Genomic DNA, 14,106 nt, shown 5'->3' with positions numbered 1-14,106 from the left:
AAACACTTATTGAGTAATTTCGCGAAATGACATTTAGTGTCAATTCACAAACCGACATATTATGTCAGCGAAGTTAAATTTAGCACTCTGACATAATATGTCAAGTACGTTTTAAATATTTATACCATTTAATTGTTTAAGCCTTGTTGATCTCGCCATGCACTTTGGTGAAGCTGGTATATGGTATGGCTACCTAAATAGTTTACCCCAATCTCATCTTGCTGCTCAAAAAAGTGGTTAGGAAATATAAATGCCGCTTTAATCATATCTAAGGTTAGCCACTGGTGTTCGACCGGAAGCTTTGTAATTCGTTCCAAACGAGTTTTTGGACTTGCGCCCATTTTAGAGGCAATAGTCCAACCCCATTCGCCGAAACTAGGCACGTTATCATGATATTGTTGACTATGATTAAAGCCCGCCGCTTTCACCGTTTTGCCTATGGAAATAAAGGTCTCTTTTGCGTGATATGGACTGGTTGACTGAATACCCATTAAGCCATCACCGGCAAGTAATTGTTTTAATCTCGCATAAAAGTTGACTGAGTAAAGCTTATTAAGGTCTGGGTGGCTAGGATCTGGTAAGTCGACAATTATCGCGTCAAAGTTTTGTCCTGATGAGAGCAACTTGTCTATTTCTAAAAAGGCATCGCCCTTGATGATGTTGACTCGTTCATCATTTAGGCTTTGCTCATTCAATGCTTGGAGCTCTTTGGTTAATCGATCCGGCAATAAACCAGCAGGGTGAGTAAAAATATCCAAGAGTTCGCCGTCTAGATCAATCAAAGTGACGTGTTTTGGTTGCCATTTGAGAATATCCCTGAGAGCCAGACCATCACCACCGCCGATAATTAGAATATTTTCATGTCGAGCAGAAGCGGCAAGTACGGGGGTAACCAAATAGCTGTGATAAATTTCTTCATCAGCAGAAGAAAACTGGAGTCGACCATTTAAATAAAAATTAACGACATTGCCTTGTTCAAGGCCCATTTTCCTTTCGGTAAAAGTTAACTGCTGATAACGTGTTTTAGCACTATAAACGACTTTATCCATATAAAGTAGGTTGTTCATTTGATTAAGCCACTGGTTTCCTACATGGAATATCACGACCATGGCAAGTCCCAATACAATATGCAGTGATACCAATGTCTTTCGCCATTTGAGATATTGCCAATAACGTGCAATAAAAAAGCTACCAGCGGCTAAATTTAATCCGGCAGTAATGGCACTGGCTTTACTGATATCAATCGAAAGTAATAGTAATACCCAGAAGGCAGCGCCAATGCCTGCACCGACATAATCTGCCCCATAAATAGTGCCCAAATTATGCTGTAAGTGCTTTTGGTGAATGATTTCTCGAATACGGGCAATAAGTGGTATTTCCATACCAATAAAAAAGCCAAGTAAAAAGCCAAAAAAGTAGGGGCTCTTAAATGCGATGTAGCTAAGTTGCTTGAAAATGCCACCTTTAGGCGTGGCGTCTGGAGGTAGCGCAAATAAGTCGGCGATCAATTGCGGCATCAATTGAGTAATGGCGATCAGGCCGCCAATTATTAGAATTGCTGTACTGCCGAGTAAAGCAATAGTCACTTCTAACCACACAAAGCCATTAAATGCGCACTTTATATTACGTGCAGCAAATGCACCTAATCCCATCGATACAATCATTAAGCCAATCATTGTGTAGATGGTACTTTCCATTACGCCGAGCACTCGCCCAGCATAGTGTGAAAGTAAGTATTCGTAGATTAAACCACAGCCAGCAAGTACGGCCATGGTAAGTATCAGTAAAGCGTCATCCCAAAATAACTGGTGACGATTGGGTGATTGAGCCAATGAGTTACGCCATTAATGCAGTAAGAATAAGTGCAATTGAAATACTTATCGCCATCTCAATACTGGCAACGCCGATATTATGTTGTTGATCAACCTCTTCGACTAGATTGATGCCCCATAAAATCAATTTTTTAGCGATAAAGGTCAATAAGGCAACAAGCAATGTCATGACAAGTCCAAATAATAACCAACCCAATAAGTTGATAACTAATGTTTCTGGACTGTAACTGAAGAAGTAGCTTGCTGCTGTGACGGCAAGTGCAGTACTGATCACTTGGCCTGCGTAACGGATAGCTAAAGCCACCTGCCCATTTGAAAACGCTTCTTGTAAACAATCGTCTTGATTGTGCTTCGCGTATTGTTTTTCTTTAATACGTGTGACTAGCACTAACATGGCTTGTGAAACAACAAAACCACTTAATATAGCGATGAAGGTGTTTACATCAATACCATAAACCCATAACAGCACAGCGCGTATGATGATTGCTGTTGCAATGGCTCCAGCAGCATCAACGATACCCACGGTAATGTTACCGGCTTTTATTAGTTCGGTTTTATTGAGCTGGTTTAAGGCAAATCTATCATGAATGATACGACCCACTTTAATCAAAACTAAACCCAACACGCCATAAGTGAGCATGCCTATTGCTTCTAATAGAAAGCTTTCGGCTGATTCCCCAGTAATTGCGCCTGTTAGCACAATACCTAAAGCAGCAATGCTACCCGCAACGCTTATACCAAAAGCAAAGTTGTCTTGTTTTGATAACTCATCAGTGGTGTTTACATTGGCTGAAATGCCAGAAATAAATCGCATGGCACTTAGTAATGCGATAGCGATAACTAAATCAATGGCAAGAAATGTTAATAATTGCGAATTAACGGCAGTAATTTCGATAAGTGTGTTTAACATAATTATTATTCTCCTAGTTGCTACTTACCGCGGCGTGATGAACGCGAGGTACTACTGCTACTGTTTCTGAAACTGGCACTTTTTGAATAAGTGGATTTACTTTTTGACGACTTGGCGTATTTACTTTTGCTCGCTGTGTCATTTCTAAAACGGTTTGCGCTCGCTTGAGCGGTCTTGCTTTTATTTGACACTCCAGATGCACCTGTTCGGTTTTTGCTGTACGCGCTGTTAAATTTTTGCCCACGGCTTTCAAACGATTTACGTGTTCTATTTTCAACTGCATTCTGCTTTTGTAACTGGCTTGGCGAGCTATATCGAGTGCGACCATAGTCATTGTAATAACTGTAATTGCGCGATGAACCCCACCGAGAATAATAAACTCTGCCGCGCTTTTTACGACCAAAATCTACAACATCATCAAAAATTCGATATAGCCCATACCACATCCAAAACGAGGTACCGTTGGATTGAGTTTGCCAGTTTCCGTAGGCCGGATTTCCAATGAGTTGTTCGCCGACACCAAAATCTTCCGCGCCATTGGCTGCCATACTTTGTGCTTTTGACAATGCATTAACACGGTCTAGTTTGCCATTTGAAATATCTGCTAGCACATTTAATGGGTCGCTTAGTGCGTCAGAAAACAAAGTAGGATCGGCGGCTTGCTGAATATTAAGCAATTCATCAAACCTCTCTTGTGGGTTGGTAAATAAGTGTGCTTGATTTTTTGCCGTTTCAAAACGACTAACAAGTGCCAAATAAAGCGGGCCTTCTTGTGTGCCGTCTTTTCTTAATTCATTAACCAAGGGAGCAAATTGTGGATTTTGTTCAGCTAAGGTATCAGCGTAAGTTTTGATTCGCTGCGCATTGGGAATTTCTTCGGCAAGTAGTTTTTGACCTAACGCCATTACTTGTCGCTCAGTTACAGGTATTTGGGCGTTGATTTGATCTTCGACAGGATCCCCACAGCCTGTGAGTAATAATATAACTGTCAAAAAAACGATAGATATTTTATGCATTTCTGCCATCTCATCCTTAAAAATGCTATGGTATTTTGTCATTAATAACACTAATGACATAATATGTCCAACGCTAAGTTGTAATAGATTTAATCATACGATATTAACACCCTTGCATAATTTGGTAATAAAAAGATGACAATACAAGGCGTTCATTTCTCTCTTCCGTTGCTCAATCTCCAAAAAGAAAAGTCACTATCAGCATTTTTAGAACATCATCGGACTTTGTTTGAGCAGCTCGATAATTCGCAACAGCAAAACTTTATTAACGCCATCACGCTGAGTGACTTTGTTCACCGCAGTGCTATGCAGGCGCCGAATACGGTAATTAGTATATTCCAACATCAGCATTACAACGAAACTTTTGTTCCCGACTATTTAGCAGAGTTAAAACAACGACTAGCTAATACAGAAACTGAAGAAGCACTCCATAAATCCTTGAGAATATTCCGATTGGAAATGATGGTACAGGTTGCCATTGGCGATTTAGTGTTAGATCACCCCCTTGAAATTTCATTGCTACGTTTATCCAATTTAGCAGATGCATTAATTATTGCTGCTTTAGACTGGCTCAGTGAATTTTGCGCTCAACGTTGGGGAACGCCTATTTCACGTGATGGAGAAACGCAGTCTTTGCTCGTCTATGGCATGGGGAAGTTGGGTGGACAGGAGTTGAACTTTTCATCAGATATTGATCTTATTTTTGCCTATCCAGAGACTGGAGAAACGATAGGTGCGAGAAGAACTTTAGATAATCAACAATTCTTTACCCGTTTAGGGCAAAAGCTCATCACTGCTTTGCATAATAAAACGGCCGATGGTTTTGTCTATCGGGTTGATATGCGTTTACGCCCGTTTGGGGAAAGCGGTCCTTTGGTGATGAGTTTTAATGCACTTGAAGATTATTACCAAGAGCAAGGGCGTGATTGGGAGCGCTATGCGATGCTAAAAGCGCGCTTGATTGGACAGGGAAAACATCACCAGCAACTCAATGATATGTTGAGGCCTTTTGTTTATCGGCGCTACATCGACTTTAGTGTGATCGACAGCCTGCGTAAAATGAAAATGATGATTGCCCAAGAAGTCAGGAGGCGACAGTTAGTCCACAATATTAAATTAGGGGCAGGGGGAATTCGTGAGATTGAGTTTATCGTGCAAGTCTTTCAATTAATTCGCGGTGGGCGCTTAAAAGAGCTGCAGCGGCGGAATTTACTGTCCGTAGTTCCATTACTTGTTGAGCATGACGTGATTGATGAAAGCAGTGCAAAAGTGCTGACTGATGCATACGTGCTGTTAAGAAGAGTAGAAAATATCATTCAAGCAGTGGGCGACCAACAAACACAAACGTTGCCAGATACCGAGTTAGACCAGGCGCGACTTTTACACGTGCTGAAAATCGACAGTTGGTCAGAACTTCTAACGCTTATTCAAGTACACATGCAAGGTGTTCATCAGGCATTTATTGGATTAATAGGTGAAGACAGTCCAAATCATCAAAACCTAGACGAACAATGGAGCACGCTATGGTTGAGTGAGTGGACAGATGAAGAAACATGTGACTGGTTAAAGCAATTGGCGCCGGCATGGAACTGCACTGATATTTGGTCTGTTTTGTCTCAGTTTAGACAAGAGTCGACTAAGCGACGCATCGGAGTGAGGGGGCGTCAGGTGCTTGATAAATTGATGCCAATGTTAATACAGCATGTCTATCAAGCGCGTTTTAATGAACAGGTATTATCGCGAGTGCTTGTTGTCATCGATAAAATCCTCACCAGAACAGCGTATTTGGAGCTATTGTTCGAAAATGAAGGTGCATTAGTTCACTTAATCAAGTTGTGCGAAATGAGTGAATGGCTTGCCGTTCATATTGCCAAATATCCACTATTGCTTGATGAGCTTATCGACCCTAAATTACTTCATAACCCACCAGCACTGTCATCGTATCAAGACGAGCTACAACAAGTCATGCTGCGGGTACCTGAAAATGATGTTGAAGTCCAAATGGAGACGCTGAGGCAGTTTAAACAAGCGCAGCAACTAAGGATTGCCGCCGCCGATATTGTTGAAGTACTCCCTGTGATGCAAGTAAGTGATCACCTAACCTCATTGGCACAAGCGATCGTAGACGAAGTGGTACAGCAAGCGTGGCATCAAGTCACTGCACGATTCGGTCAGCCTAAGTCTACCGTGTCTGCTGGCCATAAAGGATTTGCTGTGATTGGCTATGGAAAAATGGGTGGCGTGGAACTCAGCTATGGCTCAGATCTTGATTTAGTCTTTATTCATGATTGTCCGACTGATGATGTAACCAACGGCGAGCGAGAAGTTCCAGTAAGCCAGTTTTACCTTAAATTAGCACAGAAAATCATGCACTTATTTAATACACGAATGTCGAGTGGGATTTTATATGAATTGGATATGCGACTACGACCCTCTGGTAATTCAGGCGTGCTAACTATTCATATTGATGCCTTTGATCAATACCAAAAAAATGAAGCATGGACATGGGAACATCAAGCGTTAGTGCGTGCTCGAGCTATATATGGTCATGCCAGTCTAATCAACGCGTTTGAGCGTAGCCGAACGTCCACATTATCTGCTGCAAGGGAGGTGGCAAAGCTTAAAGCAGATGTGATTGAGATGAGAGACAAGATGCGAAAACACCTCGATAAATCAAAAGACTGTTTTGTAGATATCAAACAAGCAAAGGGCGGCTTAGTTGATATTGAATTCATTGTTCAATTTTTAGTATTAAAACATGCGCAAAAACACAATGAGCTGTGCCGATATTCTGATAACTTTCGACTGATAACATTGTTAGCCGACTTGCAAGTGCTAACGTCAAAACAGCAAAAATCGTTAATTGAAAGTTATCAGCAACTTAGGGCCCTAGGGCATCGTTTAAGCCTGCAAAACAAGCCATCATTAGTAGCTGATGCAGACTTTAAAAAGTACAGTGATGCAGTGCATCAAACATGGAAAGAGCTGCTACAGTAGCTCTTAGTTGATTTACAGGATGGCAATTATTGACTAGTAACGTCTGCGACCACCTTTAAGTGATTCAGTGTTTAGTACCATACACTCTTCTTGTAAATACTCTAAGTCTTTGTCAATCAATACGATGCTACGTTGCTTATAACAAAAGTAGGTGGTGACTCCTTCAGGAAAGTGTCCTTCTACGGCATTGCCTATCAAATAGGCCGTTTTGAGCATTTCTTTTTCTATGCGAAATGGGTCTTTTATCACTAAATCTCGATTAAGCCACCATATAACTTCTAGTCCATCTCTCTCTGCATATTCCGAGAGCTTTTGAAAAAGCGTTTCCCCTTTTCTAAATGGCCGAGACTCCTTTAGCCCGCGCCAATTTTCTTTGAGTGGTCTAGTTAATAAAGCTTTTGCTTGTAGGATTTCTTTTAGGTTACCGGTTGGATCAGGTAAATAAACCACGTTATTTCTAATTTTTGCTTCTTCACCAAATTCACCGTGTAAGTTCGCGTAAAAACGAGATAAACCTTTCGACGCAGCATTGTCTGTTTTCAAAGACTTTTTAACGTGTTGTGTAGGATCAATCACAGCTCGTTCACTGGTTACGCTTGAAATTTGTGATGTTGACGTTTGTTGCTCAGGTGACTCACTGTCTAATATTGCATTAAGTTCATCTATGTTTGGCAATAGCAAATAGGTCAATGACAACAAAATCACCACAAATAATATGTTTTTAATCCAAAAACTCATGACAAATGCTTAAATAACCTCAATTTACTCATATTTATACCATACGTAAAATCTATGATTTATACAAATCTGGGTCAGCCTTATTCGGACGTGTTTTGAAGCGACGATGCAGCCACATGTATTGTTCAGGCTTTCTTAAAATTGCCTGTTCAAGTTCTTGATTGATGCGTAGTAAGTCAACTTCATCATTTTTATCTTCAGATGGGAATGCTTCTAACTTGGGCTTTATTTCTATTGTATAGCCACTGTCGTCGTCGTTGCGAGTCGGTATGACCATATGAGTTTGGATATTTTTTTGACGAGCAAATATTAGTGTACCTGTTGTGGTAGCAGCTGGCACGCCAAAAAAAGGAATAAACAAACTACGATTTCTACCATAATCTTGATCGGGCAAGTAAACACAGGTTTCACCATCGTGTAGTGCTTTGATTAACCCTTTCACATCGCGTTTTCCTAACATAAAGCGATTAGAGCGTCCTCGCCCTCTAAATTGAAAATACTCCATCAGATGATTATTATGTGGGCGATAAAAAACCACCATTGGGTGAGAATAGCCAACGCCCCTGCAATTTATTTCTATGCTTAGATAATGCATAGCAAGTAATAGCACCCCTTTACCGTTTGCGTGGGCAGCGTCAAGGTGCTCTTTGCCAACGACTTTAACTTTGCGTTTAATTCTCCAATTGGGCCACCACCAACCCATACCTGTTTCAAAAAGAGCAACGCCAGCATTCTCAAAGTTCTTTTTAACAATGCGGTCAATCTCTTGGGCTGACTTTTCAGGAAAACAAAGCTCTAAATTACGTCGAGCGACTTTTACACGGCTAGTCCCTGTCTTTGCTAGTAACCTACCTACCAATCTGCCAAGCCCAAGTTGAAGTTTATAAGGTAGCCAGGAAATAGAGTAGAGTACAAACACTCCAATCCATGTAGGCCAATATTGAGGCAGCAGAAATGATAATTTAAAATCAGGTTGTAAAACTCTATTTTTACTCACGTGGTAAATTCAACTCATGTTAGACTTATTGACATTATATCGTTTATGGAACTTCGGATGAAAGTAGATATTCCCACTTTTAATCAAGCACGGGTCATCGTAGCCGGTGATATTATGTTAGATCGGTATTGGCAAGGACCCACACAGCGCATTTCTCCAGAAGCACCAGTACCTGTGGTAAAAATAGAACAGCATGAAGATAGACCTGGTGGCGCGGCAAACGTTGCTTTAAATATTGCTTCTTTGGGAGGACAGGTCACGTTATCAGGTATTACTGGTACTGATGAAGCAGCAGCAACCTTGAAAACACATTTACGGGCCATGGATATCGCGTGTAATTTTACCGAAGAAAAGCAAATTCCCACTATCACTAAATTACGAGTCATCAGTCGGAACCAGCAATTGATGCGCCTTGATTTTGAACAATCTTTAGCAGAGGTGGATAAATCTGCTTACGTAAAAAATGTCGAATCACTGCTAGACGAACACAATTTGTTACTGTTGTCTGATTATGACAAAGGCACATTATCAGATGTACAAACCTTAATTGCGGCAGCAAAGAAAAGGAATATTCCGGTATTGGTCGACCCTAAAGGTAGTGACTTTAGCAAATACCGTGGTGCTACCTTATTGACGCCAAATTTATCAGAATTTGAAGGAGTAGTTGGTCCTTGTGAAAATGAAGCAGAAATTGTCAGAAAAGGACAAGCGTTGTTGGATGAGCTGTCATTAGATGCATTACTGATCACTCGTAGTGAACATGGTATGACGTTACTGCGTAAGGGCCATGAGGAATTTCATTTACCCACCAAAGCACGAGAGGTTTACGATGTCACCGGTGCTGGTGATACCGTTATTGCGACCTTGGCGCTCGCTATCGCAGCAGACGCTCAATTTACACAAGCAAGTGCGTTAGCCAACATTGCTGCAGGCATTGTTGTAGGAAAACTTGGCACCTCTACGGTCAGTGAAGCCGAATTATTGGCAGAAATAAGTACCGGCCAAGAAAGTGGTTACGGTGTTGTTAGTGAAGAACAATTAAAGATTGCAGTCAGTGCAGCACAAACACGCGGAGAACATATTGTAATGACTAATGGTTGTTTTGATATTTTACACGCCGGTCATGTTTCGTACTTAACGCATGCCAAAGAACTGGGTGCACGTCTGATAGTCGCAGTTAATGATGATGCTTCTGTGACTCGCTTAAAAGGTGCGGGCCGCCCAGTTAATCCCGCTGACAGACGAATGGCTGTGCTCGCTGGTTTGGGCGCTGTTGATTGGGTGGTTAATTTCTCTGAGGATACGCCGCAACGCTTAATTAGTCATATATTACCTGATACGCTAGTTAAAGGTGGCGACTATAAAGTTGAGGATATAGCCGGTGGTCGCGAAGTGATAGATAACGGCGGTAGCGTTAAAGTGCTCAATTTTGAGGAAGGAATTTCGACAACAGAAATCATCAATACCATTCGGTTAGAAGATTAAAGTCCCCTTGTTTATTGAACCAATAAAAAAGGCAGTCAATGACTGCCTTTTTTGATCTTTTGAACACTCAGAATCAGCGTAAACTAGATTGCTGGTGATAAACCTTGATTTATGTCTTGAATATCTTTTTCTGATAATGTTCCACCAGCACGTTTAAGCGCTAGTACAGAATTGATATAAACATAACGAGTAGACGACAAGTTACGCTTTGCATTGTACAAGTTACGTGTACTGTTTAACACGTCAACGATAGTACGTGTACCTACTTCAAATCCGGCTTCTGTTGCTTCAAGTGCTTTTTCCGCACTCAATACAGACTGTTCTAACGCTTTTATGGCTGATACACCAGCAATTACTGTGTTATATGAGCTTCGAGTGTCTTGAACAACACTACGATAAGCAAGCGCCATGTCTTGACTCGCTGCAACATAGTCATGTTGTGATTGACGAACTCGACTTGAAATTGCACCACCCGTATAAATAGGCACATTGACTTGTAGGCCAATAGAGTGACTGTCTAGGCTTGGTTGATTCACTTCAGGTAAAGTGCCCAATTCAATATCGTCTTCTGAAACAGAGTAGCTACCCGATAAATCAATGGTCGGTAAATGACCAGCTTTAGCAATATTGATGTTTTCTTTAGCAATGTCGACAGAGATTTTAGTCGCGATTAAATCTAAGCTTTTTGCTTCAGCAGTTTGCTGCCATTCATCGGCGCTATCTGGTGTTGGGCGAGAAGCACTAAAACGTTTAGTATTCAAGATACTCACGTCACGAGGGTAAACGTTTGTTATAACACGAAGCCCTTCTTCAGCATTATAGATAGAATTTTGTGCAATGATAACTTGAGTTACTGAGTCGTCATATTCTGCTTGTGCTTCATGAACATCAGTAATTGCGGTTAAGCCTACTGAAAAACGTTGTTTCGTTTGTTCAAGCTGGCGCTCAATGGCAACTTTTTGTGCTTCGGCGAATTCTAAATCATCTTTTGCACTGAGTAGTGCAAAGTATGCGCTAGTGACACGAACGATGAGATCTTGTTTTGAAATTTGATACGCAATGTCCGCTTGATGCGCAGTTTTCTTAGCATTGTCTAAATTCAACCAAGTATCGTGATGATAAACTTGCATTGAGAAATTAGCGCCATAGCTAACGCCAGAAACATCACGGTCGAAAACTGAACCTGAATCGTAAACTTCACTGGAAGATTCCGTAATCGAGCCAAAAGCACTGATTTGTGGAAGTAAAGCTGAACGAGCTTGTTCAATAACTTCTTGTGAAGATAAATATTGAGCAGATGCCTTTAAAACAACAGGGTCGTTTGACAAGGCTTGCTGATACATTTGTAATAAATCTTCAGCTTTTGCGTATGTGCTAGTGGCTACACAAGCTATTCCTACAAAAACTGAGGCAATGGTCTTTTTCATGAGCACGCAGATCCTTAAATATGCACTTAGGCTTCGATATAAATTAAAATTTTGCTACCGGTGATCTTAAAATATCTAAATAAAAATAACTGTCTTTCAGTGGTATACTTATGTAACAAAATATAATCAACACGATGATGATAGGACATTTAGCGTGAAAATCAAAAGCTTAATCGCTGGTTTTACGAGAAATAATGTAAATATTCATAAGGTTTTAACAAAATATGACGGTTTTTTTAAGATCAATGAATATCAACTTTCTCATGCCTTATTTCAAGGAGGGGAAAGCCATCTATTGTCCAGAGAGATCTTTGAACGTGGTGATGCGGTTGTGCTTATGCCCTATGACCCCAAAAGGGATTCATTAGTCTTTAACGAGCAATTTCGACCAGGAGCGCTAAGAACTACTGAAAACCCATGGCTGTTAGAGTTTGTTGCAGGCATGTTTGGTGAAAATGAATCGCCTCAAGATGTTGCTATTCGTGAAGCGAAAGAAGAAGCAAATTTAGATATCTACATTAATGACATTGAACCTATAATGGAATACTTATCTAGTCCCGGCGGTACCAGTGAAAAAATCCATTTATATGTGGCCAAAGTGGATGCGCGCAATGTAAGTGGTGTATTTGGGTTAAAGACAGAAGGGGAAGATATTCGAGTCAGCGAGATAAAAAGGGCTGATGCGCTAATGCTGTTGGCTGAAGGAAAAATTTGTAATGCAGCGACTATAATTGGGTTACAATGGCTGGCTTTAAATTCAGAAGCGCTGCGTGCAAAATGGCAAGATAATGACAACTAAAATGACAAGGAATATTGGTTTTAGTGCCAACAAATATCGGCCGAGTTTGCCCGATTTAATGAATTTATGTGCAACCAATTATGCTTTGTCACTTCAGTTACTTGCCGATAAAGAGGACGTTGGAGAACGACGCCATTTCTTTATTTCAACCCAATTAGCCTTTGTATTATCAGTAAAAGAAGTAACCAAATACACATCGCTCATTTATATCGTACAAGAGCAAGTGCTCCCTAACAGCGTCAAGGTTGATTATATTAAGCCACAAATGCAGATACGTTTATACCATGATGCTCGCGCTGCCGAAGTGATTTCAAGCCAAGGTGTTCGTCATGTTAAACCGAGATATGATTACCCAAATAAACAGATGCATCAGCCCGATGAAAAGCTGCAAACCAACCAATTTCTAAAAGAGTGGTTGCAAATGTGTTTGGAGTTTGGCCAAGTTCAAGTTTCGTTATAGAAAAACAGATTATTACTTACTCGCATTTACTTACATTTTCTTAGTACTTAAATTTTATGTCTTTTATCATTGCTCAAATCTCAGATAGTCATTTATATGCAGATCGTCACGCATTACATCACGGTGTTAATGTCTACGACAATTTAGCGAATATACTAGCGGAACTATCAAATAACGGTGAATTTGATGCCGTCGTGTTTACCGGAGATTTAACACAAGACCACAGTGAGCGATCATATCAACACTTTGCAGAGCTTATCTTACAAACGAACTTAGAGCATCCTGTTTACTTCGTCGCAGGAAACCATGACTGCCCAACATTGTTAGCAAAGCACCTCAAGGGTGAGCCATTTAGTTCAAACAAGAACATCACAACGGCCCACTGGGAAATTAACTTAGTTGCTTCGAAATCAGAGTCACCAGCTGGGTATATAGTTCCTAGCGAGATATCAACATTGGTAAACCAGGCACTGCCAGATAAATATCAATGGATATTTATGCATCATCACCCTATTGATGTCGGGTACTTTATCGATCGTCATCACCTGACAAACCAAGACTTTTTATGGCAGAGTTTACAACAACTACCTTTACTAAAGGGAATTGCCTGCGGACATGTGCATCGAGGAATGACTTTGACTAAGCAGCAAACAGGCAAATACTGCGACCTATTAACATGTCCTGCAACCTCAATACAATTTGATACACAAGCGCCAACAGTAAAAGCCTTGGCTATGGGACCAGGCTATCGAATAATCGAGTTACATGATAATGGCAGTTACCGCACACATGTGCATTATTTACCAGATACAAATTACAGTTGCGCAGTTAAGGGCGATTAGGACGTGAAATCTCGAATTCTATACATACACGGATTTAATTCATCACCAGGGTCAATGAAAGCGAAACTGACGGAAAATTACATCAAAACCCATCACGAAAACGTTGCGTTTCATTGCCCGCAAATCGCCAACTCTCCAAAGCAAGCGATTAAGCAATTAGAAGAGATTATTGCGACTTACCCGAAAGATAAGTGGCATTTGATAGGTTCTTCATTAGGTGGGTATTTTTCCACGTATTTTTCAGAAAAGTATCAACTCCCAGCAGTATTGGTAAACCCTGCGGTTATGCCATATTCGTTATTGGCCGATTATATTGGTGAGCAAACAAACCCATACACTGGTGAGGTTTACCAAGTGTCATCAGAGCACATGAGTGACTTAAAAAGATTAGAACAACAAGAAATAGATCAAAAAAATTATCAAGTCATGGTACAAACAGGTGATGAAGTGTTAGATTACCGTCAAGCGGTACAAAAATACGCGCAAAGCCAGTTGATTGTACAAGAAGGCGGCGATCATAGTTTTCTCAACTTCGAAAAAATGCTGCCAAATATTGTGAATTTTTTACAATTAACGTAAAACTACATCCTATACAGAATAAGA

At 40.6% G+C, this 14,106-nt stretch carries 12 protein-coding genes; 6 read left to right on the top strand and 6 right to left on the bottom strand.

Translation table 11 applies throughout. From position 1 onward, the window contains the following. Nucleotides 1–128: 128 nt before the first annotated feature. The 3 genes from QUE03_RS15265 to QUE03_RS15255 are packed head-to-tail and all read right to left on the bottom strand — an operon-like array spanning nucleotide 129 to nucleotide 3,818. Complete coding sequence (locus QUE03_RS15265; protein WP_286262805.1) at nucleotides 129–1,832, bottom strand: polyamine aminopropyltransferase; 1,704 nt, start codon at nucleotides 1,830–1,832, stop codon at nucleotides 129–131. A gap of 4 nt (nucleotides 1,833–1,836) precedes the next feature. Further along, nucleotides 1,837–2,742 (bottom strand): DUF350 domain-containing protein, encoded by a 906-nt coding sequence (locus QUE03_RS15260; protein WP_286262804.1) that lies wholly within the window; start codon nucleotides 2,740–2,742, stop codon nucleotides 1,837–1,839. A 20-nt stretch (nucleotides 2,743–2,762) separates the two neighbouring features. Then, nucleotides 2,763–3,818 (bottom strand): hypothetical protein, encoded by a 1,056-nt coding sequence (locus tag QUE03_RS15255; RefSeq protein WP_286262803.1) that lies wholly within the window; start codon nucleotides 3,816–3,818, stop codon nucleotides 2,763–2,765. Between the two features lie 75 nt (nucleotides 3,819–3,893). Between QUE03_RS15255 and glnE the strand changes: the two genes are divergently transcribed. After that, the gene (gene glnE, locus QUE03_RS15250) at nucleotides 3,894–6,755 is read left to right on the top strand and encodes a bifunctional [glutamate--ammonia ligase]-adenylyl-L-tyrosine phosphorylase/[glutamate--ammonia-ligase] adenylyltransferase (RefSeq protein ID WP_286262802.1); all 2,862 of its coding nucleotides are present in this window, start codon (nucleotides 3,894–3,896) and stop codon (nucleotides 6,753–6,755) included. A 33-nt stretch (nucleotides 6,756–6,788) separates the two neighbouring features. On the opposite strand, the gene QUE03_RS15245 is transcribed toward glnE, so the two are convergent. Together QUE03_RS15245 and lpxL are read right to left on the bottom strand one after the other, a co-directional pair. Then, nucleotides 6,789–7,493 (bottom strand): TcpQ domain-containing protein, encoded by a 705-nt coding sequence (locus QUE03_RS15245; protein WP_286262801.1) that lies wholly within the window; start codon nucleotides 7,491–7,493, stop codon nucleotides 6,789–6,791. 52 nt (nucleotides 7,494–7,545) lie between these two features. Further along, nucleotides 7,546–8,490 (bottom strand): LpxL/LpxP family Kdo(2)-lipid IV(A) lauroyl/palmitoleoyl acyltransferase, encoded by a 945-nt coding sequence (lpxL, locus tag QUE03_RS15240; RefSeq protein ID WP_286262800.1) that lies wholly within the window; start codon nucleotides 8,488–8,490, stop codon nucleotides 7,546–7,548. A 57-nt stretch (nucleotides 8,491–8,547) separates the two neighbouring features. Between lpxL and hldE the strand changes: the two genes are divergently transcribed. Then, entirely contained in the window at nucleotides 8,548–9,975 is a 1,428-nt protein-coding gene (gene hldE, locus QUE03_RS15235; protein WP_286262799.1) for a bifunctional D-glycero-beta-D-manno-heptose-7-phosphate kinase/D-glycero-beta-D-manno-heptose 1-phosphate adenylyltransferase HldE, read from the top strand. 83 nt (nucleotides 9,976–10,058) lie between these two features. Here hldE and tolC read toward each other — a convergent pair whose 3' ends face one another. Next, complete coding sequence (tolC, locus tag QUE03_RS15230) at nucleotides 10,059–11,402, bottom strand: outer membrane channel protein TolC (RefSeq protein ID WP_286262798.1); 1,344 nt, start codon at nucleotides 11,400–11,402, stop codon at nucleotides 10,059–10,061. A 154-nt stretch (nucleotides 11,403–11,556) separates the two neighbouring features. Here tolC and QUE03_RS15225 point away from each other — a divergent pair, with 154 nt between their 5' ends. From QUE03_RS15225 to QUE03_RS15210, 4 genes are read left to right on the top strand one after another with little or no spacing between them, the layout of a single operon-like run. Next, nucleotides 11,557–12,201: an NUDIX domain-containing protein gene (locus QUE03_RS15225; protein ID WP_286262797.1), complete on the top strand. Its 645-nt coding sequence runs from the start codon at nucleotides 11,557–11,559 to the stop codon at nucleotides 12,199–12,201. Beyond that, nucleotides 12,191–12,661: a DUF1249 domain-containing protein gene (locus tag QUE03_RS15220; protein WP_286262796.1), complete on the top strand. Its 471-nt coding sequence runs from the start codon at nucleotides 12,191–12,193 to the stop codon at nucleotides 12,659–12,661. The genes QUE03_RS15225 and QUE03_RS15220 overlap by 11 nt, the downstream gene beginning before the upstream one ends. A gap of 56 nt (nucleotides 12,662–12,717) precedes the next feature. Continuing rightward, nucleotides 12,718–13,503 carry a metallophosphoesterase gene (locus QUE03_RS15215; RefSeq protein WP_286262795.1) on the top strand — a complete coding sequence of 262 codons (786 nt, stop codon included), beginning with the start codon at nucleotides 12,718–12,720 and terminating at the stop codon, nucleotides 13,501–13,503. A gap of 3 nt (nucleotides 13,504–13,506) precedes the next feature. Further along, nucleotides 13,507–14,082 (top strand): YqiA/YcfP family alpha/beta fold hydrolase, encoded by a 576-nt coding sequence (locus tag QUE03_RS15210; protein ID WP_286262794.1) that lies wholly within the window; start codon nucleotides 13,507–13,509, stop codon nucleotides 14,080–14,082. The last annotated feature ends 24 nt before the right edge of the window (nucleotides 14,083–14,106 follow it).

Source organism: Thalassotalea atypica (genome assembly GCF_030295975.1).
Lineage (GTDB): Bacteria > Pseudomonadota > Gammaproteobacteria > Enterobacterales > Alteromonadaceae > Thalassotalea_F > Thalassotalea_F atypica.
The sequence above is the reverse complement of the archived record's forward strand: the minus strand, read 5'-3'. Positions and strand labels throughout refer to the sequence as shown.